Annotated in this window: 21 protein-coding genes; 9 read left to right on the top strand and 12 right to left on the bottom strand. The window is 71.0% G+C overall.

Annotation, left to right across the window (positions count from 1 at the left end; translation table 11 throughout):
• Positions 1–6: 6 nt before the first annotated feature.
• From HS104_41565 to HS104_41575, 3 genes are all read left to right on the top strand, one after another.
• Complete coding sequence (locus HS104_41565) at positions 7–1,650, top strand: hypothetical protein (protein MBE7486447.1); 1,644 nt, start codon at positions 7–9, stop codon at positions 1,648–1,650.
• A 122-nt stretch (positions 1,651–1,772) separates the two neighbouring features.
• The gene (locus HS104_41570) at positions 1,773–2,462 is read left to right on the top strand and encodes a hypothetical protein (GenBank protein ID MBE7486448.1); all 690 of its coding nucleotides are present in this window, start codon (positions 1,773–1,775) and stop codon (positions 2,460–2,462) included.
• Positions 2,459–4,681, top strand: coding sequence for a VCBS repeat domain-containing M23 family metallopeptidase (locus tag HS104_41575; GenBank protein MBE7486449.1), 2,223 nt, complete (start codon positions 2,459–2,461; stop codon positions 4,679–4,681). The genes HS104_41570 and HS104_41575 overlap by 4 nt, the downstream gene beginning before the upstream one ends.
• 6 nt (positions 4,682–4,687) lie before the next feature.
• Here HS104_41575 and HS104_41580 read toward each other — a convergent pair whose 3' ends face one another.
• Complete coding sequence (locus HS104_41580) at positions 4,688–5,116, bottom strand: MmcQ/YjbR family DNA-binding protein (GenBank protein ID MBE7486450.1); 429 nt, start codon at positions 5,114–5,116, stop codon at positions 4,688–4,690.
• 67 nt (positions 5,117–5,183) lie between these two features.
• Here HS104_41580 and HS104_41585 point away from each other — a divergent pair, with 67 nt between their 5' ends.
• The 5 genes from HS104_41585 (at position 5,184) to HS104_41605 (ending at position 12,593) form a co-directional block, all read left to right on the top strand.
• Complete coding sequence (locus HS104_41585) at positions 5,184–6,377, top strand: beta-aspartyl-peptidase (GenBank protein ID MBE7486451.1); 1,194 nt, start codon at positions 5,184–5,186, stop codon at positions 6,375–6,377.
• The gene (locus HS104_41590) at positions 6,374–7,201 is read left to right on the top strand and encodes a cyanophycinase (protein MBE7486452.1); all 828 of its coding nucleotides are present in this window, start codon (positions 6,374–6,376) and stop codon (positions 7,199–7,201) included. Before HS104_41585 ends, HS104_41590 begins: the two co-directional genes overlap by 4 nt.
• A 7-nt stretch (positions 7,202–7,208) precedes the next feature.
• The gene (gene cphA / locus HS104_41595) at positions 7,209–10,028 is read left to right on the top strand and encodes a cyanophycin synthetase (GenBank protein ID MBE7486453.1); all 2,820 of its coding nucleotides are present in this window, start codon (positions 7,209–7,211) and stop codon (positions 10,026–10,028) included.
• Between the two features lie 11 nt (positions 10,029–10,039).
• Positions 10,040–11,740, top strand: a complete 1,701-nt coding sequence (locus tag HS104_41600) for a hypothetical protein (protein ID MBE7486454.1) — start codon at positions 10,040–10,042, stop codon at positions 11,738–11,740.
• Between the two features lie 88 nt (positions 11,741–11,828).
• Positions 11,829–12,593: a methyltransferase domain-containing protein gene (locus tag HS104_41605; GenBank protein ID MBE7486455.1), complete on the top strand. Its 765-nt coding sequence runs from the start codon at positions 11,829–11,831 to the stop codon at positions 12,591–12,593.
• A 39-nt stretch (positions 12,594–12,632) separates the two neighbouring features.
• Here the strand turns inward: HS104_41605 and HS104_41610 are convergent, their stop codons facing one another.
• From HS104_41610 to HS104_41620, 3 genes are read right to left on the bottom strand one after another with little or no spacing between them, the layout of a single operon-like run.
• Positions 12,633–13,349: an ABC transporter ATP-binding protein gene (locus HS104_41610; GenBank protein ID MBE7486456.1), complete on the bottom strand. Its 717-nt coding sequence runs from the start codon at positions 13,347–13,349 to the stop codon at positions 12,633–12,635.
• Positions 13,346–14,557: an ABC transporter permease gene (locus tag HS104_41615; protein ID MBE7486457.1), complete on the bottom strand. Its 1,212-nt coding sequence runs from the start codon at positions 14,555–14,557 to the stop codon at positions 13,346–13,348. The genes HS104_41610 and HS104_41615 overlap by 4 nt, the downstream gene beginning before the upstream one ends.
• Entirely contained in the window at positions 14,554–15,726 is a 1,173-nt protein-coding gene (locus HS104_41620; GenBank protein ID MBE7486458.1) for an efflux RND transporter periplasmic adaptor subunit, read from the bottom strand. Before HS104_41620 ends, HS104_41615 begins: the two co-directional genes overlap by 4 nt.
• 28 nt (positions 15,727–15,754) lie before the next feature.
• On the opposite strand from HS104_41620, the gene HS104_41625 reads away from it, so the two are divergent.
• A complete protein-coding gene (locus HS104_41625; GenBank protein MBE7486459.1) occupies positions 15,755–16,399 on the top strand; it encodes a TetR/AcrR family transcriptional regulator in 645 nt (214 codons plus the stop codon).
• A 29-nt stretch (positions 16,400–16,428) separates the two neighbouring features.
• Here the strand turns inward: HS104_41625 and HS104_41630 are convergent, their stop codons facing one another.
• The 8 genes from HS104_41630 to HS104_41665 all read right to left on the bottom strand — a co-directional run bounded on the left by HS104_41630 (position 16,429) and on the right by HS104_41665 (position 25,539).
• Entirely contained in the window at positions 16,429–17,646 is a 1,218-nt protein-coding gene (locus HS104_41630; GenBank protein MBE7486460.1) for an MFS transporter, read from the bottom strand.
• A 37-nt stretch (positions 17,647–17,683) separates the two neighbouring features.
• The gene (locus HS104_41635; GenBank protein MBE7486461.1) at positions 17,684–19,225 is read right to left on the bottom strand and encodes an aldehyde dehydrogenase family protein; all 1,542 of its coding nucleotides are present in this window, start codon (positions 19,223–19,225) and stop codon (positions 17,684–17,686) included.
• A gap of 150 nt (positions 19,226–19,375) precedes the next feature.
• Positions 19,376–20,263, bottom strand: a complete 888-nt coding sequence (locus HS104_41640; GenBank protein MBE7486462.1) for a hypothetical protein — start codon at positions 20,261–20,263, stop codon at positions 19,376–19,378.
• The gene (locus HS104_41645; protein MBE7486463.1) at positions 20,236–21,039 is read right to left on the bottom strand and encodes a DUF455 family protein; all 804 of its coding nucleotides are present in this window, start codon (positions 21,037–21,039) and stop codon (positions 20,236–20,238) included. Before HS104_41645 ends, HS104_41640 begins: the two co-directional genes overlap by 28 nt.
• On the bottom strand, positions 21,036–22,478 hold the full coding sequence (locus HS104_41650; GenBank protein MBE7486464.1) for an aminotransferase class V-fold PLP-dependent enzyme: 1,443 nt from the start codon (positions 22,476–22,478) through the stop codon (positions 21,036–21,038). Before HS104_41650 ends, HS104_41645 begins: the two co-directional genes overlap by 4 nt.
• A gap of 12 nt (positions 22,479–22,490) precedes the next feature.
• A complete protein-coding gene (locus tag HS104_41655) occupies positions 22,491–22,850 on the bottom strand; it encodes a hypothetical protein (protein ID MBE7486465.1) in 360 nt (119 codons plus the stop codon).
• A gap of 28 nt (positions 22,851–22,878) precedes the next feature.
• Complete coding sequence (locus tag HS104_41660) at positions 22,879–24,528, bottom strand: serine/threonine protein phosphatase (protein ID MBE7486466.1); 1,650 nt, start codon at positions 24,526–24,528, stop codon at positions 22,879–22,881.
• Between the two features lie 201 nt (positions 24,529–24,729).
• Positions 24,730–25,539, bottom strand: a complete 810-nt coding sequence (locus HS104_41665; GenBank protein MBE7486467.1) for a hypothetical protein — start codon at positions 25,537–25,539, stop codon at positions 24,730–24,732.
• Positions 25,540–25,558: the final 19 nt, after the last annotated feature.

Raw genomic sequence — 25,558 nt, forward strand, 5'->3', positions numbered from 1 at the left:
GAGCCCATGTCGCCTTCCCGATCGCTCCGCGCTCGCACATGGCATCTGGCGGCATCGCTGCTGCTGGTGGTCGCGTGCGGCGCAAAGGACGAAGGGTTCGGCGACTTCGATCTGGATGACGCGGGCATCGGCGGGATCGCTGGCTTCGGCGGTGGTGGTTTCGGTGGCGGCGGCTTCGGTGGCGGTGGCTTCGGCGGCTTCGGTGGCGGCGGCTTCGGTGGCGGTGGCTTCGGCGGCTTCGGTGGCGGCGGTTTCGGTGGCGGCGGCTTCGGCGGCTTCGGTGGCGGCGGCTTCGGTGGCGGCGGCTTCGGTGGCGGCGGCTTCGGTGGTGGCGGCTTCGGTGGCGGTGGCTTCGGCGGCTTCGGCGGCTTCGGCGGCGGCGGCTTCGGCGGCGGTGGGTTCGGCGGCGGCGGGTTCGGCGGCGGCGGCTTCGGCGGCGGCGGGTTCGGCGGCGGTGGGTTCGGCGGCGGCGGGTTCGGCGGCGGCGGGTTCGGTGGCGGCGGGTTCGGTGGCGGCGGCTTCGGCGGCACAGGTGGGTTTGGTGGATTTGGTGGGGGCGGCGTAGGCGGTGTTGGAGGCGTTGGCGGCACGGGTGGCACTGGCGGCACGGGCGGTGTCGGCGGTGTTGGCGGTGTCGGCGGTGTCGGAGGCACGGGCGGTGTCGGCGGCGCTGGCGGCACCGGCGGCACGGGCGGTGTTGGCGGCACCGGCGGCACGGGCGGTGTTGGCGGCACCGGCGGCACGGGCGGTGTTGGCGGCACCGGCGGCGTTGGCGGCACGGGCGGCAGTTGCCAAGGGGTTTGCGCGCCCGCGGCGCCGGCTGGCTGGCAGGGCCCGCTCGCGCTCTGGAATGGCCCTGGCGCGGCGCCGCCGCCGGGTTGCGACGCGGACTACCCGAACCTGGTGCTCGACGGCATGCAGGGCCTCTCGGCTGGCTCGGCGACTTGCGGGGCCTGCGGCTGCAGCTCGCCCATCGGCATGGTGTGCGCGCTCGCGACCGTGCAGTTCTTCCAGGTCCCCGGCTGCGCGGGTACGGCCGGGCAGCTGACCATCGCCGCCAACGTCTGCCAGTCGTTCATCATCCTGGGCTACGACCCACCGAGCGCGAAGCTCCTATCCGCTCCGCCCGATGGAGGCGCGTGCAACCCGCTGCCGACTCAGAACGTCGTCCCGCCGCTCGTCTGGAACGAGCGCGCCCGGGCCTGCGGCGGCGCTCAGCTCGGCGGCGGTTGTGGCGCCGGCGTGTGCGCTCCCGTGCCCGAGGCGCCGTACGGTGCGCTGTGCGTCGCCAAAGCAGGCGACGACGCGTGCCCGGCCGGCTACCCGCAGAAGCTCTCGTATTACCAGGGCGCGAACGACACCCGCGGCTGCACGCCGTGCAACTGCGGCTCCCCGCAGGGTGCGGCCTGTCCCGGCAGCGTCGAGCTCTGGACCAACTCGCAGTGCAGCGCGGATCCGGTCAGCATCACCCAAGTGGGCGCGTGCGCGTCGCTGCCGCCGGATCCGACCCCGCCCCCGCCGCCGTACCAGACCTCGCGCAGCATGTTCTACGACGGGCAGCCGCCCTTCGGCGGGTCGTGTTCCGCATCGGGCGGGCTGGTGTCGGGGAGCGCGACACCGACGTCGCCGGTCACGATCTGCTGCATGTGACGCAACCCCGCTGCGCCAACGCTGGCTTGGCGGGGCCAAGCTGCGGTTGGCGCGCCGAGCGCGAAATGAGCCGACTTCCGCGGTGAAATGCCCGGCTCGGCTCTTGCACGGAGAAGTCCACGATGGGCCTCCGTGTCGAGAGCGCGCTCGCGCTGGGGTGCTGGCTGTTCGTCGCTTGTCAGGCGCCCGACGCCGGGGAGCCGGAGCTCGTGGAGCTCAGCTCGGCGCAGGCCGAGACCGATCAGCAACCGGCGGGCAGCCTGTGGCTGGGCTCGACGGAGCTCCGCGACGTGGTCGCGACGGCGCGCGGGCCGGCGGCCACGTTCGCCGTGACCGCCGGCGGCGCGCTGGTTCGGCTGGCGGGCGGCCGCAGCACGACCTTGCTGGTTGGCGCGCTGGGGCGACCAGCGGCGTTGCCGGATGGCGGCGTGGTCGTCGCCCGACGCTCGGACGAGCCCGGCGAGACGGATTTGTGGCTGGTGTCGGCGGCGGGCTCTGCTCGCGCTCTCGCGTCCGCGCCGGGACCAGACGATCTGCCGATCGCGATCCCGGACGGGCGCGTGGCGTTCGTCTCGGCGCGCACCAGCGTGGCTTCGCTCTGGGTCGTCGATCCCGGGAGCGACGCGCCCCCGCGGCAGCTCACCAACCGCGGTCTCGCCGCGGGCGGCGCGCGAGTGGGCTTCGTGCCGCCGCCCGTGGAGGTGATCGAGGCGACCCATGACCACCTGGTCTACGACGCCGGCGGCGGCGCGCGCTGGCGCGTTGCCCTCGCAGACGGCGCGGCGTCGCCTTCGCCGGAAGGCGCGCGATGAAGCGCGCGCTGGCGTTCGGCCTCGTGCTCGCGGGGGTGCTCGCGGTGACCCCTGCGCTCGGGCAGCAATATCGCTTCCCGCTCTTGAAGCCCGGCTCGGGCACGCAGCCCTACATCACGGCGTACCGCGACCACGCCGCCAGCGGGCTGAAGGACTGGAACTGCGGCACCAAGACCTACGACGGGCACAAGGGCACCGACATCGGCATCGGCGGCTTCGCGGTGATGGACGCCGGGAGCCGGCAGGTGGTCGCGGCGGCCGACGGCACCGTCGCCGCCGCGATCGACGGGTGCTTCGATCGCTGCACGAGCGGCGCCTGCGGCTGCGGCGGCGGCTTCGGCAACTACGTGAAGATCACCCACGCCGACGGCAAGTCCACCTACTACGGACACCTGATGAACGGCTCGGTCGCGGTCTCGGCGGGCCAGAGCGTGAAGTGCGGGCAGGTGCTGGGCAAGGTCGGCTCCAGCGGCAACTCCACGGGCCCGCACCTGCACTTCGAGCCGCGCTACTCGAACAACGTCTCCGACGAGCCGTTCTCCGGTCCGTGCGGCGGCTCGACCTCGTTCTGGGTCTCACAGGGCGCGTACCTGGGCCTGCCGGCGGAGCAGTGTCAGTGCGAGCCCAAGCCCGAGGTGTGCAACGGCGGCGACGACGACTGCGACGGCGCGGTCGACGAAGGTGACGTGTGCGTGCTCACCGAGCTGGTGCTGCCGCAAGCCGGGATGCTCGACGGCACCACCTCCAGCGATCTGGACGGGGACGGCGACGCGGACGTCTGCGCGCGCGCCGCGGCCGGCATCGTCTGCGAGAAGGCGGGAGCGAGCGGCTTCTCGGAGGCGCTCGTCGGGCCGGAGCTCTCCGACGCCAATGGCTGGGGCGAGCCCCGGTTCTACGGCACCCTCCGCATGGGCGACGTGGACGGCGACGGCAAGGCCGACGTCTGCGCGCGGTCGAGCGCGGGCGTGCACTGCTGGAAGAGCGATGGCAGCGGGTTCCCGACCCAGATCGAGGGGCCGGCATGGAGCGACGCGAACGGCTGGGGCGAGCCGCGCTTCTGGAGCACGCTCCGGCTCGCGGACGTGGACGGCGACGGCAAGGCCGACGTGTGCGCGCGACACAGCGCGCGCTTCGGCTGTCATCTCTCGAACGGCAGCGGCTTCGGACCGGAGCTCGCCGGGCCCGAGCTCAGCGACGCCAGCGGCTGGGGCGACGCCAAGTACTTCGGGACCATCCGCATGGCGGACGTGAACGGCGACGGCAAGACGGACGTCTGCGCCCGTAGCTCGGCGCGTTTCCACTGCTGGCTCTCCGACGGCGCCGGCTTTCCCACGGAAATCCCGGGCCCCGAGCTCAGCGACGCTCAGGGCTGGGGTGACGCGAAGTACTGGGCGACCTTGCGCATGGGCGACGTGAACGGCGACGGCAAGGCCGACGTGTGCGCTCGCGGCGCCGCCGGCGTCCAGTGCTGGCTCTCGGACGGCGCTGGCTTCCCCACGGCGGTCGCCGGTCCCGAGCTGAGCGACGCCCAGGGTTGGGGCGAGGCGAGGTACTGGAGCACGCTCCGCCTCACCGATTGGGACGGCGATCGGCGCGCGGATCTGTGCGCGCGAGCAGCAGCTGGGTTTCTTTGCTGGCCCTCGAACGGCGCGGGCTTCGACGCAGCGGTCAGCGGACCCGACATGGCAGATGCGGGCGGCTGGCACGAGCAGCGCTACTTCGGCAGCTTTCGCGTCGCCGACGTGACCGGGGACGGCAAGGCCGAGATCTGCGGCCGCGGAGCCGCGGGGGTTGTGTGCTGGCCCTTCGACGGCACGGCGTTCGGCGCCACGATCGACGGGCCCGCCTGGAGCAGCGCCTCGGGCTGGGACGCGCCGAAGTACTACGTGACGCTTCAGGCCGCCGGCGGCTGCGCGCCGCACCCCGAGTCGTGCAACGGCAAAGACGACGACTGCGACGGCGAGATCGACGAAGGCGGCGTGTGCTCGAGCCAGGGCTCCGGCGGCAGCGTCGGTTCGGGCGGCTCGGGTTGGCAAGACGGTGGGGTGATCGGCGGCGCGCAGGGGATCGCACCCGAAGAGACGCCGCGCGAGGCAGTGGACGGCGGCTGCGCGTGCCGCAGCGTTCCCCGAGCGGGCAGCGCTCCCGGCGGGTTGTTCCTGCTGCTGGGCCTCGCGCTCGTCCGAGCGCGGCATTGCCGGCGCGGACGCGGCGCGTGACCCAGCTCAGCGCCTCTTCTTCGGCGCGACCTTCCGCTTTCTCGGCGGGCTGGCCCTCTCGACCCTCGCGGCAGAGCTCGGCGGCTCGTCGAGCAGACGCGCCAGGCGCTTGGGCGCGACGATGCGATAGCTCTCCACGATGAGCTGCTCGACTTCGGCCCAGTTGGGCCTTGGACCGAGGCGCAGGTCGATGCCGCCGTATTTGCCAGTGTACTTCGCGACCGAGAAGCGCGGATCCGAGGCGACCAGCGTGGCTTGCAGCGCCGGCGTGGTGCGCAGGCCGATGCACATCACTCCCGTCCGATCGCGGCTCCAGCCCACGAAGATCTTGCCTGCGACCTTGCAGTGAATGCTGCCCCACGGCCAGGCCTCCTCCGCTTCGGGCAGCTTCTTGACGATGGCGAGCAAGCGGTCGTGAATTGCGTCTGCGGCCATGCCCTACCATAGCTGGCCGCGGGCGAAACATCTCGCCGAGACGGCAGCGGTGATCTAGGAAGGCGCCGTGTCATCGCCGCCGCTCACGCTGCTCCGGAACGCCCAGCTGTTCGCGCCCGAGCCGCGTGGCCTCTGCCAGGTCCTGGTCGGCGGCGGGAGCATCCTGGCCATCGAACCCGAGCTCGCCGAGCTCGGCCCGAGCCTGTGCCAGGTCGTCGACCTCGGCGGAGCGCGGCTGATCCCCGGTCTGATCGACGCACACGTGCACATCACCGGAGGCGGCGGCGAGTCGGGTCCGTCGTCGCGCGTCCCGGAGGTCGGGCCGAGCGAGCTCAGCAGCGGGGGTGTGACGAGCACGGTCGGTGTCCTCGGCACGGACGGCACGACCCGCTCCGTCGCGGGGCTGGTGGCCTCGACGCTCGCGCTGCGCGAGCAGGGGCTCTCGGCCTGGTGCTGGACCGGGAGCTACCAGATCCCTCCCATCACGCTGACCGGCAGCGTGCGCTCCGACATCGTCTTCGTCGATCCCATCATCGGCGCCGGCGAGATCGCGCTCAGCGATCACCGCTCCTCGCAGCCGACGCTGGACGAGCTCGCGCGCCTCGCGGCGGACTGTCACGTGGCCGGCCTGATGAGCGGCAAGGCCGGCGTCCTACACCTGCACCTCGGAGACGGGCCGCGTGGGCTCGAGCTCGTCCGCCAGTTGCTCGACGTGACGGAGCTCCCCCCGCGCGTGTTTCATCCAACCCACGTGAATCGGCAGCGGCGCTTGTTCGCCGAGGCGCTCGAGCTCGCGCGGCGCGGCTGCACGGTGGACGTCACCGCGTTTCCCGTCGCCGAGGGGGAAGACGCGCTCGGGGCGGCCGACGCCATCTCGGAGTACCTGGGCTCCGGTGCCCCGCCCGAACGCCTGACCGCGAGCTCCGACGGGGGCGGCTGCCTGCCGACGTTCGACGCCGCCGGTCGGGTGCTGGCCATGGACGTCGGGTCGCCCCGCGCGCTCGCCGACACCCTCGCCGAGCTGCTCGCGCGCGGCCACGCCCTCGAGCAGGTGTTGCCGGTCTTCACGCGCAACGTCGCCGACGCCCTCCGCCTCTCCGGGAAAGGACGGATAGCGGTGGGCGCGGACGCCGACCTCGTCGTGCTTGACGAAAGCCATCGCATCAGTCAGGTGATGGCCCGCGGGCGCTTCCTGGTCCGCTCCGGCGAGCCCATCGCTCTCGGGACCTTCGAGCGACCGACAGCGAGTAGAGCGAGATGAGCCCAGCGAAGATCGAGCGTGGCAATCAGCGGGGCTTCATCGTTCCCATCGGCGGTGCCGAGGACAAGGAAGGGGCAGCCAACATCCTGCGACGATTCATCGATGTCTCTGGCGGCGAGGGCTCGCGCATCGTGATCATCCCCACTGCCTCGAAGCTCGAGGACACGGGGCGCCGCTACGAGAAGCTGTTCCGAAAGCTGGGTGCGGACGAGGCGAAGGCGCTGCCTCTCGCTTCGCGCGACGACGCCGCGAAGCGCGAGTGGCTCGAGTACATCGAGGCTGCGGACGGCATCTTCGTGACGGGGGGAAACCAGCTCCGGCTCACCACCATCCTGGGTGGGACGCCGGTCGCGCAGGCCATCCGCCGGGCGAACGCCCGAGGCGTCGCGGTCGGAGGCACCAGCGCCGGCGCCGCCATCCTCAGCGAGCACATGATCGCCTTCGGCGCCGAGGGGCACTCGCCCCACGCCGGCGCGGTGGCGCTCGTCCCCGGCTTTGGCCTGACGAATCGCATCATGATCGACCAGCACTTTCGCCAGCGCGATCGGCTGGGCCGCCTGCTGACGGCGCTCGCCTACAACCCCTTCGCCGTGGGGATTGGCCTCGACGAGGACACCGCCGCATTCATCGACCACGAGCGCAAGCTCACGGTCGTGGGCACCGGCGCGCTCACCATCATCGATGCCTCGGAGCTCGGGCATTCGTCGATCGCCGAGGCGAAGCAGGGCCATCCCGTGTGTATGACCAACGTTCGGCTGCACGTGTTGATCGAAGGGGGCATCTTCGATCTCGAAACCCGGCGCGCGACGCCGTCCGGTGAGTGAGGACCAGATGGAACTTCTCGAGCGCCGCGTCTACCGCGGACCCAGCCTGTACGCGCACTTCCCCGTCGTTCGCCTGACGGTGGACCTCGGAGTCCTCGAAGCGTGGCCGAGCGCCAAGATCCCCGGCTTCAACCAGGGGCTGCTCGCCGCGATCCCGACGCTCGCGGCCCACACCTGCTCCTTCGGCACCGAGGGTGGGTTCGTCCGGCGGCTCTCGGAGGACGGTGGGACCTGGCTCGGTCACGTGCTCGAGCACGTCGCGATCGAGCTTCAGCAGCTCACGGGCGCGAACGTCGTGTTCGGCAAGACGCGGAGCGAGGGAGCGCCCGGGCGCTACCACGTCGTCTACGAGTACGAGGAGGAGCGCGTCGCCGAGGCAGCCGGGGAGCTCGCGGTGAAGTTGCTCCACCACCTGCTCCCGCCCGAGCTCAGGCCCACGAGCGACGACGAGGAGGCGCCCTTCGATTTCGAGAAGGAGCTCGTCGAGCTGATCGCCTTCGCGCAGCGGCGCCAGCTCGGCCCGTCCACCGGCGCGCTGGTGCGTGCCGCCGAGGCGCGCGACATCCCTTGGATGCGCCTCAACGACTACAGCCTGGTCCAGTTCGGACACGGCAAGTACCAGAAGCGGATCCAGGCCACCGTCACCAGCGAGACCCGCCACATCGCGGTCTCCATCGCCTCGGACAAGGAGGAGACGAACCGCATCCTGGGCGATCTCGGCTTGCCGGTCCCGCGCCAGGATCTGGTGCGCAGCGCGGACGGGGCCGTGCGCGCAGCCGCCCGGCTCGGCTATCCGGTCGTGGTGAAGCCCCTCGACGCGAACCACGGGCGCGGCGTGTCCCTGGACCTCCGGAGCGAGGCCGAGGTGCGCGTCGCCTTCGAGAAGGCGCGGGAGCACGCGCGCAGCGTCGTGGTCGAGTCCTTCCTCTCCGGGTTCGATCACCGCATGCTGGTAGTGGGTGGCGAGCTCATCGCGGTTGCGAAGCGCGTGCCCGGTCACGTCGTCGGCGACGGCGAGCACAGCATCGCGGAGCTCGTGGACATCGTGAACGCCGATCCGCGGCGCGGCATAGGTCACGAGAAGGTCCTCACCCGCATCGAGCTCGACGAGCAGGCCGAACGGCTGATGCAGGCCAGAGGCTTCACGCGGAGCACCGTGCTCCCCGCCGGCGAGATCTGCTTCTTGCGCGGGACGGGCAACCTCTCGACCGGCGGCACCGCGATCGATCTCACCGACGTCGTACACCCCGACAACCGTGAGATGGCCGTCCGCGCCGCGAAGGCCATCGGTCTCGACGTCTGCGGCGTGGACTTCATCACTCCCGACGTCAGCGAGAGCTACCGCGAGGTCGGCGGGGGGATCTGCGAGGTCAACGCGGCGCCGGGGTTTCGCATGCACGTCGCGCCCACCGAGGGCAAACCGCGGGACGTGGCGGGGCCCGTCATGGACATGCTGTTCCCGCCCGGGGCGCCCGCCAGGATCCCCATCGCGGCCGTCACGGGCACGAACGGCAAGACGACGACGGCGAGGATGCTCGCGCACATCCAGAAGATGAACGGGCACACGGTCGGGCTGGCGACCACCGACGGCGTCTACATCGACGGCGAGCGCACGGTCGCGGGCGACATGACCGGTCCCCGCTCCGCGCAGATGGTGCTCAGGGATCCCTCGGTCGACCTCGCGGTGCTCGAGACGGCGCGCGGCGGTCTGCTCCGCGCCGGCATGGGCTATCGCAGCTGCAACGTCGGCGCGGTCTTGAACGTCACCGCCGATCACCTCGACTCCAAGGGCGTGACGACGCTCGAGCAGCTGGCCGAGGTGAAGCGCATCGTCGTGGAGGTCACGCGCGACTGTGCGGTGCTCAACGCCGACGACCGGCTGTGCCTGCGCATGGCCGACCACACCAACGCCGCGCGCATCGCCTACGTGACGATGAACCCGCGGCACGAGCTGGTGCGCCAGCACCTGCGTGCCGGAGGCCTCGCGGCCGTGCTCGAAGAGGGCATCAACGGCCACATGATCACCATCTTCGACAAGGGAGCGCACCTGCCCCTGCTCTGGACGCACCTCATCCCGGCCACCTTCGAGGGCAAGGCGCTGCACAACGTCCAGAACGCGATGTTCGCTGCGGTGATGGCCTACGCGATGGGCGTGAAGATCGAGAACATCCGCCAGGGGCTGCGCACGTTCGACACCTCGTACTTCCAGGTGCCAGGGCGCATGAACGTGTTCAACGACCTGCCTTTCAAGGTGATCCTCGACTACGCGCACAACCCCGCGGCGGTGCAGGTGATGGCGGATCTCGCGCTGAAGCTCGAGTGCAGCGGCCGCCGGATCTGCGTGCTCTCGGCCCCCGGCGACCGTCGCGACGAGGACATCCGGGCCATGGCACGGATCGCGGGCAAGGCCTTCGATCGGCTGATCCTGCGCCGGGACGACGATCTTCGGGGCCGGGGATCCGACGAGGTCCCGCTGATGCTGCAGGACGAGCTCCTTCAGAGCGGTTTTCCCAAGGAGAACATCGAGCTGATCCCCGACGAGCAGGCCGCGATCGACGCCGCGCTCCGGGGCAGCAAGCGCGGCGACCTCTTGGTCGTGTTCGCGGACATGATCTCTCGCAGCTGGAAGCAGGTCATCTACTTCAAGCCCGAGTCGGCTGGGGGATCGAGCCCGCCCTCCGCCCCCGGGGCGGGGACGGAGCCGAGCGGCGGCTCTGCGCTCGAGAGCAGCGGGCTCGGCGTCGAGTCGAACCGCGACCTGCTCGAGGGTGCGCAGGTGATCCAGGACGACCGCGGCGTGCGCCTGGCGCGCGAGCGCGAGGACTGACGGGCGTCGGCATGCGGCTCCTCGACGCCCGCCGGCTGACCGGGCCGAACCACCTGTCGCGAACGCCGCTCGTGATCGTGGAGCTCGCGCTGGAGGCCTCGGAGACGCTCGACGCGGTGAGGGGAGCCTACGCGAGGGAGCTCGCTCGCATGCGGGTGGCGCTCGGCTTTCCGGCAGACGTCTCACTCCTGTCGCGCGCGTCTCGGGGCGGAGCCGTCATCGGCTACGAAGCGCCCATCGACGTGATGCTCGCGTGCGCCGAGATGAGCGAGTGGGCGGCGCTCTCCGCGGCCGAGCTCTTGGCGGAGCGCGACGCGCTCTCGCTCGAGCCGAAGCGGAGCGAGATCCGCGAGATCCTCCGGCGGGACGCCTGCCCCCGCCTCCTGGCTCTGGCGGCGGAGTCGGCGCGCCGAGCGCTGCCGCTGCTCTGGGACGACGAGCATGTGAGCGTCGGCACCGGATCGCGCTCTCGGTGCTGGCCTCGCTCGGCGTTGCCGGACGTGGCCGACGTGCCCTGGGAGTCCCTGGGGGCGATTCCGGTGGCGCTCGTGACGGGGACCAACGGCAAGACGACGTCCACGCGCCTGCTCGCGCGCATCGCGCGGGAGGCTGGCCTTCGCGTGGGCAGCGCGTCGAGCGACGAGATCGCGGTCGGCGCCGAGGTGCTGGACCGCGGCGATTGGACCGGGCCCGCCGCCGCGCGGAACGTGCTCCGCCGCACGGACGTGGATCTCGCCGTGCTCGAGACGGCACGCGGAGGCCTGCTCCGGAGGGGTCTCGCGGTCGAGAGCTGCGCGGCGGCGCTGATCACCAACGTGGGCGACGATCACATCGGGAGCTACGGCATCGACGACCTGGCGGGCATGACGCGCGTGAAGGCGGTGGTGGCGGAGGCCGTGGAGAGCACCGGAACGGTGGTGCTGAACGCTCACGACGACAAGCTCGTCGCGCTCGCCCCGCGCCTGCGCGCCCGGGTCGTCTTCTTCGCGGATCTCGATCGCGACGACCCCGCCGCGCGCGTCGTGATCGCGGGGGCGCGCGCGCGCGGTGAGCGCCCGGTCGTCGCCGAAGGCGGGAAGATCCTGGACGGCGAGGAGGCCGTCGTCGATGTCGCCGCCGTGCCCATCACGTTCGGCGGCGCGGCGGCCTACAACGTGGAGAACGCCGTCGCGTGCGTGGCTTTGGCCCGGGCGCTCGGGATCGGGCACGACGCCATCGTTCGCGGGCTCACTGCCTTCCAGCCCTCCGACAACCCGCGGCGCGGCGAGCTCGTGGAGCGAGGGGGCGTCCGGGTGCTGCTGGACTTCGGGCACAACGCGGACGGGATCCGCGGGGTGATGCAGCTGGTGTCCGCGCTGCGCGAGGGTCACCCGGGCCGCTTGAGCGTGGTCGCCGGGGCCGCGGGCGATCGCAGCGAGCACGACATCTCCGAGGTCACCCGTGAGATTCTGGCCGCCAAGCCCGATCGGGTGCTGCTCCGCGAGCTCGGCGGCTACACGAGAGGGCGTGAGCCGGGCGAGGTGCCCCGGATGTTCGCGCGGGAGCTCGCCACGCAGGGGTTCCCGCTCGAGGCGGTGGCGACGGTGGACTCGGAGGTGGAGGCCTTGCGCTCGGTCTTCGATGCCGCGCTCCCCGGCGACTTCGTCGTCGTGCTCGTGCACCTGGAACAGGCCGCGGTGCACGCCTTCCTCGACGCCGCGGGCGCGCATTGAGGCGTGCGCTCCGCGCCGAGCGCGAGCGGCTGGCCCGAGCACCGCGCTCGTGCGAAGCTGGGCGAGCTGGAGGGGTGAGGTCGGATTCATGTTCTCTCAGGCCGACGCCTACGAACGCTTCATGGGCCGATGGAGTCGCCTGCTCGCGCCCGCGCTGGTCGCGTTCGCCGAGGTGCGTGACGGTGACGCGGTGCTCGATGCCGGCTGCGGGACGGGCTCGCTCTCGTTCGCCGTGCGCGACGGAACCGGAGCAGCGCGTGTCAGCGCCGTCGACAGCTCGGCGGAGTACGTGGGTCACGCGAAGACGGCGAACCACGACCCGCGTGTGGAGTTTCGGGTCGAGGACGCCCAAGAGCTTCCATTTCCGGACGGGACGTTCGAAAAGACACTCTCGCTGCTGGTCTTGAACTTCATCCCAGACCCGGCGCGCGCCGTGAAGGAGTGGCTGCGGGTCACCAAAACCGGCGGCGTCGTGAGCGCCGCGGTCTGGGACTACGGCGAGGGCATGCAGATGCTCCGGGCGTTCTGGGACGAGGCCATCGCCTTCGACCCCGCGGCCAGGCCGCGCGACGAGGCGCACATGCCCTTGTGCCGGGGCGGCGAGCTGTCGGCGCTGTGGCGGCAGGTGGGACTTCAGCACGTCGAGGAGGTGGCACTCGGCGTGGCGCAGCGCTTCGAGTCCTTCGACGAGTACTGGGCTCCGTTCCTGCTCGGGCAGGGCCCGGCCGGGGCCTGGGTCGCCACGCTGGACGCGGCTCGGCGTATGGAGCTGGGCGAACGGCTCCGCCGACGCCTGCGTCCGCCGATCGAGCTCGAGGCTCGCGCCTGGGCCGTGAGAGGTAGGGTGCCCTAGAGGCGCGCGGGAAGATCGGGATTCTCGGAAGCGGGGCAATCAGCGGTGAGCGGGCACGGCGCCGTCGGCGGAGTAGCCCCGGCGAAGTCTGCCGTCTTCCATCTGATACAGCACGTCGAAGACGTCGAGCGCGCGGTGGTCGTGCGTGACTACCAGCACGGCAGCGCCGCGCTCGTGCGCCACCTTCTGGAACAGCTCCATGACCGCGCGGCTGCGCTTGCTGTCGAGCGCGGCCGTCGGCTCGTCGGCCAGGATCAGCGATGGCTCGTTGGCCAGGGCGCGGGCGATGGCCACCCGTTGCTGCTCGCCTCCGCTCAGAGTGTCCGGGTAGGCCGAGGCGCGGTTGCCGACCTCGAGGTAGTCGAGGAGCTCGAGGGCGCGCCGCCTTCCGTCCGCCTTGCCGCCGAACTCACACGCGACCTCGACGTTCTCTCGGGCGGTCAAGAAGGAGATGAGGTTCGCCTTCTGAAACACGAATCCCAGGTGCAAGCGGCGCAAGCGGGCGACGTCGGTGAGCGCCACGCCGTCCTTCACGACGCGCCGACCTTCGAAGATCACCTCCCCGGCCTCCGCGAGCGAGACCAATCCGAGTGCCTTGACCAACGTCGACTTGCCTGCGCCGCTCGGCCCGAGAAGCGCCGACACGGTCCCCGTGGCGAGCGCCAGATCCACGTCGTCGAGAGCGACGACCTCCGAAGAGCCCGCGCCGAAGGTCTTCCTGAGCCCGATGGCCTGCACTGCGTCCGCCAAGATCATCCCTCCAGTACACGCCCGGGATCGACGCGCATCACGTGAGCCAGACCGAGGATGCTGGCGAGAGTGACGACCACGAAGGTGACCGCCGGGGCAGCGTAGGCGAGGGTCTCCGTGATCAAGACGCGCCGCGGGAACATCGGAAATGCGAGCTCACCGAGGAAGAAGGCGAAGCCATAACCCAGCGCGCCGAGCAGCCAGGCTTGCTGCACCACCAGCCCCAGCAGCCGCGATCGGGGCGCCCCCATCAGCTTCAAGATCGCCAGGTCGTGGGTCTTCTCGAGGGTGATGTTGTACATGACCATCATGACGATCACGGTCGCGGTGAGCGTCAGAATCACGGTGAAGAGCCCGATCTGCATACGAGCGCGCTGGATGACTCCGCCAAGGAGCAGGTCCTCCTCCTCGGCCTGCGAGAACACCGTCACGTCACCCCAGCGGATCAGCGTGCTTCGAACCTCGCTCAGCCGATGCGGCGCGACGTCGACCAGGACTGCTGCGAGCGGCGGTGACGAGAGCGCCGGCGCGCGCCATGCTGGATCGAGGGCCAGATCCTCGAGCGCGGGCTGGCCGCGCCCGATGTCGGTACGGCGAATCCGCTCGGCGACTCGCTGGCGTTCGAGCTGAAGTGCCTCCGCCGGCTGCTCGAGTGCGATGAGCTGCGTGTCTGCGACGGTGAGGAACGCCACCGAGTCTCCGGCTGAAGTCAGCGCGTTCTTGGTCAGGCCGACGACCCGGTAGGTCTCGCGCGCCAGCACCAGAGTCTCGCCAATGTCGAACCCGAGGGACGCATCGACGATGACCTCGCCGTGCGGCTGCGCCAGCGGGCGACCCCGCACCAGCGTCAGTTGGGCACCGGAGTCATCGGGCCAGCCGAGCCCCACGAGCGCGATGCGCAGGACCTTGCCTCGATGCTCGCGCTGGATGAGCTGGTAGGTGTACGCGCGCGCGCTCAGTACGCCCGGAACGGCCGCGACGCGGGCTTCGACGCTCGGGTCGAGCCGCGACGCTTCTGCGAAGGGGCCGCGCGTGTCCCGCTGGACGACCCAGAGGTCGGCTCGCATGCTCCGGGTGAGCAGGATCGCTTCTTCGACCATGCCCGCGTAGATGCCCTGCATCGCGATGACGACGGTGAGCAGGAGCCCCACGCCGGCGGCCGTCCCGACGAACCGGCCGAGGTGTCTCCGCACGTCGCGCAGCGCGAGGTTCAACCGGCCCTCCAGCGGCGGCCCGGCTCGAGCGAAGCGCCCGGGGTCTTCGCGACGAGGACCACGTCGCCTTCGGACAGTCCCTCGAGCACCTCGACCTGGTCCCGACCGGTCAGCCCCAGCCGCGGCCGCGCCACCGCGATGCGCCCGCGACGGTCGACCAGCACGTAGGCGCCCTGCTCGTCGTGCTGGATCATCGCCATCGGCACCCGGAGAGCGCCATCCTTCTTCGCGAGCTCGACGCGCACGTCCGCGCGCTGACCGATGGCCACTCGGCGCTCCAGCTTGTCGGGGGTCAGCTCGGCGAAGATCTCGTGGGTCTGGCGGTCCGCCTCCCACGAGATGCGGGTGACCCTACCGCTGACGGGATCGGCGGCGCCCGGGAAGAAGAGTGCGCCCCGTTGGTCCTCCGACAGCGCGTGCAGGACGGTCTCGTCCATGGCAGCGCGCACGTACACCTGGGTCGGATCCACGATGCGGAGCACGGTCGAACCGATCGTCACCGTGTCACCGGGCTCGCGAAGTCTCCGGGTGATCAGCCCGTCGAAGGGAGCGAGCAGGGTCGCGCGGACGACCGCCACCTGCTTCTGCTTGGCGCCGCTGGCCGCGACGTCGATTCCGCGAGTCGCTTCGGCGCGCTGGGCCAGCACGCGATCTAGCTCCGCCCGCGCGACTCGCAGCTTGTCGGCCGTATCGTCCCGCTGCTGTGCGGCGATTACGCCGCTCGCGAACAGGGAGTCGTTGCGGCGGGCGTCCCGTTCTGCCGCCGAGACCAGCGCGCGCGCGCGCTTTTCGTCCGCCGCGAGCCGCTCGAGCGACGAGCGCGCGGCCGAGATTCCGGTCTTGGCCAGGCGCAGATCGGCTTCGGCTTGATTCGTCTCGAGGCGAGCGAGCTCTTGACCGAGCGTGACGCGCGCGCCCTCGTCGACGAGCACCTCACTCAACCTTCCGACCAGGTCGAAGCCCACCGCCGCCTCGCGCTGACTCTCGATGGTGCCTCGGCCGAACGCTTCCTGAACCACCGGGCCGCGGTCCACCCGAGCCACACGGACCGCGGCGGGGTTCCAGAAGCGGAGCCATGCGACGAGGGCGATGCCCCCGACGAGTAACGCTGGCCAGAGCAGCCCGCGCGCGACCCGGACGATGGTCTGGGACCGGGAGAGGCTTGACATGAAGTAAGTAAGCAGTTACTTGCTTGATATGTCAAGGGCTGCGCCTGCGAAAAGACAGCGCGAGAAGCGGCGTTCGACACAGGTCCGACAGGTCGAGCTAGCCGACGCCGCGCTCCAAATCATCGCCACCCGTGGCATCGCGGCGCTGACGACCCGCACGCTGGCAGCGCAGGTTGGGCTGACGGGGGGCGCCATCTTCCGGCACTTCCCTTCGCTGTCCGCGCTGCTCGACGCGGTCGTCGAGCGGGTCGAGGCGGTCCTCGACACGACCTACCCGCCCGCTGGCCTGCCCGCGCGAGAGCGGCTGGAGCGCTTCATCGAGGCCAGAAGCAGCGCGGTGGGGAACCAGCTGGGGATCCTGCGACTGGTATCCTCCGAGCAGTTTCAGCTCGCGCTGCCCAACGACGGCGCGGCACGACTTGGACGCTGTGCCGAACGGACGCGCGCCTTCTTGGTCGGTGCCATCCGCGAGGCGCAGGAGGAGGGCACGATTCGCGATGACGTGGAGCCCGCGGCGCTCTCGGTCGTCGTCATGGGCACCATGCGGATGCTGGCGTTGTCCACGGCCAAAGCGGGCCCGCACGGGCGCCCCGCCGAGACGAAGCTCGTGCGGCGAGCGCTCGCCACGTTGCTGGAGCCGCCCAAGCCGTCGAGGCGAAAGACTCCCCGCTGATCCGCACGAGAGTCCGGGCAAGCCCCAGCTCAGCTCAGTCCCTTCGGCAGCGCCGCGAGCTCCAGGTTCGCCCGCCGGAAGTGACGCACCGCGAGCACGAGGCCCAGGGCCTGGAGCAGCGCGCAGAAGTAGAACGGCGCGCCCATGCGCCAGTCTCCTCGCGGGTAGTGGGACACCAGGGCCATCATCGGTCCAGCCAGCGTCGGCGCGAGCACCGCCATCAAGCTGTTCAGGGAGCTCACCGCGCCCAGCGTCTGACCCTGATTCTGGGCGCTCGCCGCGCCCGAGATGATGCTCTGGATGTTGGCGGCAACGGTGGTCCCGAGCAGGTTGAGCGCGATCACCACGAACATCATCCAGCCCTGGGTGACCGCGCCGAACGCCGCGTACGCGACGGACGACGACGCCAGTCCGGCCACCGCGAGCTGGCGCGGGCTCCAGCGCCGGAGCAGGCGCCCGAGAAACAGGCCTTGCGCGACGCCGGAGGAGACGCCGAAGGCCGCCAGCGCCCAGCCGTTCTCCCGCGGACCCCAGCCGAACTTGAAGCTCGAGTAGAGCACCCAGGTCGTGTAGGTCGTGAACTGCGCGAGCCCGGTGCAGGCGATGACCGCGACCAGACCGCCCACGCCCCTGAGGCGTGCCAGCGAGCGCAGCGAGGCGAGCGGCGTGGCACGGCTCCACGAGAACGCGCGCCGCTCGCTCGGCGGCAGCGACTCCGGCACCACGAAGTAGCCGTAGACCAGGTTGGCGAGCGCGAGTGAGCCGGCCACGAAAAAGGGCAGGTCGAGGCGGAGCGCGCCCAGCAGCCCGCCGAGCACCGGCCCGAGGACGAAGCCGATGCCGAACATCGCCCCCAGCATGCCGAAGCGGCGCGCGCGCTCCTCCGCCGGGGTGATGTCGGCGACGTAGGCGTTCGCGACGGACACGTTGGCCTGCATCGCGCCGCCGACCAGCCGCGCCAAGATCAGCATCCAGAGCTCGGTCGCCAGGGCCGTGCCGAAGAACGTGAGCCCGAGCGCGAAGAAGCCCAGCAGCATGACCGGGCGGCGGCCGTAGCTGTCGGACAGCGCGCCGAGGACGGGCGACGCGAAGAAGTTCGCGATGCCGAACGCGAACGCGACGGCGCCGTACCAGAAGGACTGATCCGCCTTCGACTGCGTGAACTCGCCGACCAGGAGCGGGAGCACGGGCACGATCAGGCCGATCGACAGCATGTCGATCAGCACCGCGATCATGATGAACGGCATCGCGGCGGAGCGACGAGCGACGGGCAAGCGCGGCGTCTCAGGCGCTGAAGTCCACGCCCTGCGCCAGGTGGACCTCACCACCCCAATTGATGGTGTTGGTCTGGCGCCGCATGTACTGCTTCCAGGAATCCGAGCCCGACTCGCGGCCGCCGCCCGTCTCCTTCTCGCCGCCGAACGCGCCGCCGATCTCGGCGCCGGAGGTGCCCACGTTGACGTTGGCGATGCCGCAGTCGGAGCCCTTGAAGCTCAAGAAGCGCTCGGCCTCGGCCATGCTGTCGGTGAAGATGCCCGAGGACAGGCCCTGCGGTACGGCGTTCTGGAGCGTGATGGCCTGCTCGATGGTCTCGTACTTCATCACGTACAAGATGGGCGCGAAGGTCTCGGTCTGGACGATGGACGCGCCGTTGTCGATCTCCACGATGGTGGGCTTCACGAACGTGCGCCGGCCGAACGGCGGCTCGAGCACCTGGCCGCCGTAGACGACCTTGCCGCCCTGACTCTTCGCGGCCTCGAGCGCCTTCTCGTAGTCGCGCACGGCGGACTCGTCGATCAGCGGCCCCATCAGCGTCTTCGGATCGAGGGGGTCGCCGATGGCCACCTTCTGGTAGTTGGTCACGAGCTTGTCCAGGAAGGCCGCGTAGATGCTCTGGTGGATGATCAGCCGGCGCGTGGAGGTGCAGCGCTGGCCCGCCGTGCCCACGGCGCCGAAGAACGCGGACGCCAGCGCTCCGCGCAGGTCGGCCTTGTCGGAGATGATCAGCGCGTTGTTGCCGCCGAGCTCCAGGATGGTGCGGCCGAGCCGCTTGCCCACGACCTCGCCGATGTGGCGGCCGAGCTTGGTCGAGCCCGTCGCGCTGATCAGAGCGAGGCGCGGGTCCTCGACGATGCGCTCGCCGACGCCGGAGCCCCGCCCGATGATCACCGTCGAGACGGCGGCGGGCACTCCCGCGGCGCGGAGCACGTCCCGGGCGATGTTCTGGCAGGCGACGGCGCACAGCGGCGTCTTGCTCGAAGGCTTCCAGATGACCGGATCGCCGCACACGAACGCCAGCGCGCTGTTCCAAGCCCAGACGGCGACGGGGAAGTTGAATGCGGTGATGACGCCGATGGGACCGAGCGGGTGCCACTGCTCCATCATGCGGTGCATGGGGCGCTCGCTCTGGAGCGTGGGGCCCGAGAGCGTCCGCGACAGCCCGACGGCGTAGTCGCAGATGTCGATCATCTCCTGGACCTCACCCAGGCCCTCGGTGAGGATCTTGCCCATCTCGAGCGAGACCAACCGGCCCAGCATCTCCTTCTTCTCCCTGAGCGCGGCGCCGAGCAGCCGCACCACCTCGCCGCGCTTGGGGGTGGGCACGGCGCGCCATGTCTCGAAGGCTTTGGCGGCAGCCGACGCGACCTTCTCGTAGTCGCTCTCGCTCGCCTGCTCGATCTTCGCGAGCAGCTCCCCGGTGGTCGGGCTCTTCACCTCGATGAAGTCGCCGCTCGACGCGAACCACTCGTCGCCCGCGCTCGCGCCCTTCAGGCTCGCGCTCAAGCCGAGCGCCTCGAAGATCCCGTCCTTGTTCTGAGTTGCCATGCGATCCGTCCTCTCGGAGCCGCCCATCCAAGCGTCGGACCGGCCGGCGAGCAAGCTCGGCGCGTGAGTGGGCCGGATTCTGCTGGGATGGCGAGTCTGCTCGAGGGCGAGTTGTCGGGCAGGTGACAGCGCCCAAGTGCGGCTCGGTGCTCACGCGCCGCCGAAGCCGCACGCAAAGCCCATCGAGTAGCGCGCGTTGATCTCGCTCCGTGGGTTGAAGCCGAGCTCGCCCGTCCCCGAGCGATAGCTGTAGGCGTCGACGCCGAAGGGACCGAAGTAACCTTCGGCGTGCAGCGCGGCGGCGACGCGCTCGGCCTCGGCCTGAAGCTGGGCGGCGAACGGCAACGCGCGGAGCTCGGCGCCGGAGAGGCGCGCGGTCGAGAGCCAGGCGCCGTGCGCATCACAGCGTTGCACGACGATGGCGCCGAAGCGCGCGGCGCCGCTCGGGGCGATCTTGCCGTGTTGGGCGTACTCCGTGACGACGTCGGCGTGGGGCTCGATCACGACTCCGGCGCTCTTCAGGCTGGCCTGGACGAAGCGCCAGTCATGCGGCGAGAGCTCTGGGCTCGGATCGATCACCCGCTGACCCCGGCCGGCCATGCCGAAGGCGCGCTTCACGCGCCAGGCGCGGAAGCCCCTCGGAGGCCGACGGGTGAGGAGCGCGCGCGCCGCGGCCTCGTCACTGACGAAGGCGGCGCCGGGCAGCGTCTCGCCCAGGGATGCGCAGAACTCGCGTCCGTTCACCCGGGTCAGCACGGCGACGCCGGGGTGCGGCTCGACGACCGCGCCGGCGCGCTCGAGCATCGCCCGCGCGCGGGGCGTCATGCAGAACGCCCGGCCGGCGCGTCCGGCTGCGGACCCGGGTGGCGACGTCTCGTCCACCAAGACGTCTCCCGCGGCCAGGAGCCCCCTCGCGAGCTGGCCCCGCCACGCGAGCATCGCGGCGAGGACGCGCCGAGACGGCGCGTAGGGCGAGCCCCGCGCGCCGAGCTCCAGATCGGCGTCCAGGTTCAGGACCCAGGCGTGTCCGGCATCCATCTTTCGAGCTCGTCGAGGAAGTCTTCGGGCTGTCCCGCGCGCGCGCGGGCGTCGCGGCGCAAGGGGAGGCCGCGCATCAAGAGCGGGGAGAGCGGAGCCGGCAGGGCCCGGCGCCACGAGGCGAAGTCGAGCCCGCCCGTCAGGGTAGTGAACCAACGCACGCCGAAGCGCACGTGGGCGATCTCCTCGAGCCCCACGAGCTCCTGCACGCGCGCCGACTCCTCGTCGCCGGCCTCGCGGAACGCCGCGGCGAAGTGCGCGGAGTGGTCGAGGTTCGCGCTCTCCAGGCCCAGGCCCATGACCGCGACGAACGACGCGGCGTCGGGGCAGGAGGGCACGCGCTCCCAGAACCAGTCGCGCACCGCGAACTCGCCGATGCGATGCCCGAGCCGCTCGATGGCCCCGACGTACAGGCGCATGTGTCGCACCTCGTCGAGCGCGATGCGCAGGAGGCCTTCGCGGAACTCGCGCGGCGCGTCCGGAAACGCGAGCACTGCCCAGGCCATGAGCTCGGCCGCCTGCAGCTCGTGGTGGAAGAACGCGTGCAGCACCTGGGCGCGGCCCCGCGGCGTGCCGAGGCCGCGCTTCTTCTCGGCGCGCGCCACGACTCGGAGCTCGGCGGGGCGCCCGGGCGCGTCGATGCGGCGCGCGGGCGGCGCGGGCTCCCAAGTCTCCGGCGGCGTCGCGGGCGCGAGCTTCTCGTCCAGGGACGTCGAGAGCACGTAGTCCCAAGCCCAGCGCTCGACGCTGCCGGCGCGGGGGGGCTCGGCGCTCACGCTGCACCCGAGCGCGCGTCTGCGCGTGCAGCTTCCAGAGCGTCCACCAACCGATCGATGTCCAGCGCCTCGGTGCGGTGGTTGTTCACGCAGGCGCGGAGGGCGCGGGCGCCGTTCGCGAAGCGCGGTACCGAGAGCCAGCCCCCGGCGCTGGCGATCGTCGCGCGCGCGACAGCGTCCAGGAAGCGCCCGTCCGCGCGCTCTGCTCCGTCAGAGGCGTCCACGAAGCACACGATCGGCAGCGGGGTGTCGTTGACGAGTTGCCAGCCGCGTTCGCGGAGCCGCGCGCGGAGCCGCTCGGCGAGCGCGACCTGGCGGCGGAGCGACTCGGCGTAGCCGTCCCAGCCGATCGCGAGCAGCGGCAGGAGCACTCGGAGCCCGAGGAAGCGGCGCGACCACTGCATCGAGCGCGCGTAGGGGTCGCTGGCTCCGTCCCGCGGCATGTAGCCGGTTCGATCCGCGAACACGCGCTCGAGGACGCCGTCTCGCCGCGTGAGGAACGCGCCGGTGCCGATCGGCGCCGACAGGACCTTGTGCGCGTCGAAGGTGATCGAGTCGGCGCGTGCGATGCCTTCGAGTGCCCCGCGGAGCTCGGGGACCAGCGCCGCCAGTCCCCCCCAGGCCGCGTCCACGTGCAGCCAACAGCCCTCGCGCCCGGCGATCGCGGCGATCTCGCCGATCGGATCGATGGCGCCGGAGCCGGTCGTGCCCGCGGTCGCCACCACCAGGAACGGCAAGGCGCCGCGCGCGCGATCCTGGGCGATGGCCTCGCGCAGCGCGTCCGGTTTCATGCGCTGGCGTGCATCGGCGGGGATGGTCCTGACGGCCCGAGCGCCGAGCCCTGCCAGGCGCGCGGCCCGGGTGACGGTCGCGTGACCCTCGGCGGACACGTACAGACAGGGCTCGCCGGCGAGCGAGCGCGCGCCGCGCTCGCCGAAGTCCGGGAACGCTGCGTCCAGCGCGCAGGCGACGGCGGTCATGTTGGCCTCGCCCCCGCCGGAGGTGAATGCGCCTCGGGTCGAGCCCGCAGTCCAGCCGAAGCGCGCGCCGAAGGCTGCGATCAAGCAGTCCTCGACCGCGACGGGCCAGGGCGCGTGACCTCGCGTCGCGAGCTGAGGGTTGAACCCGGACACCAGCGCGTCCGCGACCACGGCGAGCGCGGCTGGCGCGGGGTTGAACAGCCCGAAGTAGCGCGGATGGTCCGGATGGACGATCCCGAGCTCCAGGGCCCCGGCGACCTCGGCGACCACGGCGTCCGGCTCGCGTGGCGTCCCGTCGAGGAGGCGCTCCAATGACATCGCCGCCGAGATCGGCACGATCGCAGCCCCGGCGTCCTCGCTCAGCCGAGTCTGGTGCGCCTCGAGCAGCTCGGCGACCTGGCGCCAGAGCGCCGCCCGCGTCTCGGGGTCGAGGTCCAGGAGCGAGCCCTGTCGAGGCATGCGGGCCCGAGCTTAGCGCGTGCTGCCCTCGGCGCGCTGCCTGGCCGCGCGCTCGGCGCGCCTGTTGGCCGCCCAGCGCTCCGGACCCTGGACGATGCACTCCAGGTAGCCCGCGGCGTCGAACGCCCGGGGCGAGTAGCGGCTGGCACTCTGATTGTTGTAGTTGAAGCAGACCCGGTGGTGAGCTTCCAGGCGCTCCTCGCAGACGTCCTCGGAGCCGAGCCGCTCCACGCAGCCGGGCAAGGCCCCGCGCCGCGCGTCGCGATCCTCCGAGCGCACGCGCCACCAGAGCAGCGTCATCACGGCCGCGAGCCCGAGCGCCGAGACGGTCAGCGCGCGTACCAGGAATCGAGGCTCGCTGAGCAGGCGCACTGAGCGGAGCCTAGCAGAGCCGCGTCCGTCAATCCGCCCGGTGCGCGATCTCGGGGGGCGCTTCGAAGAAGCGGTTCTTGCTCGGATCGTTGTAGCGCTCGTAGTCGATCTCGAGCGGGGTGATCTTGCTCTCGCCGTTCCTGAAGCGGATCAGCAGCGCCTTCGGGGTCACGCTGCGGTAGGTGCTGTCCTCCGGCAGGTCGTCGTTGGTGGCGCCGCCGGCGGAGAAGACGGTCATCAGGAGTTGGCTCTCGTCGTCGTAGACGCGCCGGAAACCCTCGTCGACCTTCTCGTGCCCGCGGACCAGCGTGTGAGCGCCGATGCGCTGCAGGAACGCCTGGCACTGGAGCCGTCCGAAGGGGAAGCGTGCCGACTGCTCCTGGAGCGAGGCGGGGATCACGTCGGCGCTCGAGGGGTCGCTCCACATCATCTGGAAGCGAATGTCCCAGTCGTTGAGGCTGGATAGATCCTTGTACTTCTGCTTCAGCGTGAGGTCCCGCGGCAGACCGCCGTGCACGAAGACGAAGCGCTCGAAGAGCAGCAGCGTCGGCATCGCGTCGAAGAGCTTCATGTAGTGGGCGAACACCTCCTGGGAAAGGTGGGGGCGGAGCGTATTCATCGCCTCGGAGGGCCGCACCGCGCCGTACACCTTGCCCTCGTGCTCCACGTAGTACTCGTGGTTGCCGCGCAGCACGTAGACGTGCTCCGGCGCGGTCACGAACATCTGCATCACCGAGCGCAGCACGCCCTGGTAGCTGAACATGCCCCGGTCGATGTAGTCCCCGAGCAGCACCAGCTTGGGGTTCGGGTGGTGCGCGGGATCCGCGCGATATTTGGCCACCTTGCCGAAGAAATCGCTCTGCATCAGCACGGCCTTCAGGCAGCTGTAGCAGCCGTGGAGATCTCCGATGACGATCAGCTCGTAGTCCTCGCCGGGCTTGGTGGGGCACACGTAGACGTGGCCGTCGAGGAAGGGGTCCTGCCCGGAAAGCTCGCTGAGCTTCTGCTTGCCGGCCAAGGAGCCCTTCGCGGCGGCGCGTTGCCGGTCCAGCGCGGCCATGAAGCTGTCCATGAGCTGCTCGTCGGCGCGCACCTGCTGCAAGAGCCGCTCCGGGTGCGCGACGTAGTTGTGCTCGAATTGGTCGAAGAACGGGTGGTTCTCCGTCAAGGGAGGCAGCGCCAGAACGTCGTGGATCGAGACCGGCGGCCTGTCGGCCCCGTCTTCGAGCAGCTCGACGCCCAGGTCCTCCTCGAGCAGAGCCAACAGCTCGCCGCGGAACTTCGCCTCGGCCGGGTGGACCTGGCCGTCGGCGTTGATCAAGAGGTCCACCACATCCATCAGCTGTTCTTGGCCACCTTTGTCGAAGCTCTTGAAGATCTCGAAGCAGCGCAGCTTGAGCTGGGCGTGGACGAATGCGTCCTGCTTCTCGCCAGCGGACACGGCTTCGTGGAAGAGCTCCTTCACCTGTCGGTCGATGCCCTCGAACACCTCGGTGAAGTGGCTGGTGAACTTGCGGGTGAGCTCTTCCCGTAGCTGCACGTCCTCGGCGGGTACCGCGCCCGCGACCCGATGCGCGACGAGCTTGCCGATGTAGCCCCGGACGAACGACTTCTCGGCGTCGTCGAAGTCGCCGTCGATGTAGCCGAAAGTCGTCAGGTAGAAGATGACCGCGCGCATCTGCTTGTCTGCGGTCGGCCCGTCCGCGCTGAAGGTGAGGAGTGTGTCCACGCCTCGACGCTAGCCTGCTGACCCCGAGATTGCGACGGGGAGCCCGGGGCCGCTCGGCTCAGCGCATTTCTGCTCTGCTCGGGAACCGGAAGCGGTGCGTGACGGGGACGGAGCCCAGGAGGTCCATCGGCCCCGTCTTGTAGCCGAAGGCTACTTGCCGCGCGCCGCCATGTGACAGGCGGAGCAGGTCTCCAGCAGCTCCGCGTAGAGCTTGGCGCGATCGCCGGCGCTCTTCTTCGCGGCTGCCGTCGGGACGAGCGCGCCGAAGCGCACCGCCGCGCTGCGGGCGTGCACGCCGCCTTTCGCCAGCACTTCCTTGGGAAATTCTTCTCCCACCAAGGCATCGGCGCCGGCCTTCCAGGCCGCGTCGGAGGGGACGTACAGCCCCTCCCACAAGCGCTCGGAGGCCCAGGCGTGTCGCTTCATGCGATCCTCGAGCGTCTTGCCGGCGACCGGTGGCGCCTCGACCTGAAGCTTCGGCCCACCCGCTGCCTTGTGGCAGCTGCCGCACGCGACGCCGATGTCTGCGATGGCGGCGGTGGCGCTCGGCAGATCCGGGCTCTGGCCGAAGCGCTTCGCGGCCTTGCCCAGCGCGTCGAGGGATGGCTTCCAGCTGCCTTGCACGGTGCCGAGCCCCTTCATGCTCTCGAGCGCCGCTGCCGGCTTGACCGTCGCGGCGAGCGCGCCGTCGATGACGGCCTTGCGGATCACGGCTGTCTCCTTGAAGTGCGCGCGCATCAGGCGCTCCCGGGGCGAGCCGGAGGTGTCCTCCTCCGGAGGCGGTGTCTCGGGCGTCGCCGCGGTGCTGCCGGCGTCTTCGACGGGCGCTGGCTCCGCGGTCGCGGTCGGCGCTGCCGGCGGTGGAGCGGCTGTCGCGGTGGGAGCGGTCGTCGCCGGCGGTGGGGGGCTGCCGCAGCTGACGAGACAGAACGCGGTGAGGGCAACGGCGCGGTGAAGCATGGTGCAGAGCGCATACCAC

The organism is Polyangiaceae bacterium, from assembly GCA_015075635.1.
In the GTDB taxonomy this organism is placed as follows: domain Bacteria; phylum Myxococcota_A; class Polyangia; order Polyangiales; family Polyangiaceae; genus JADJKB01.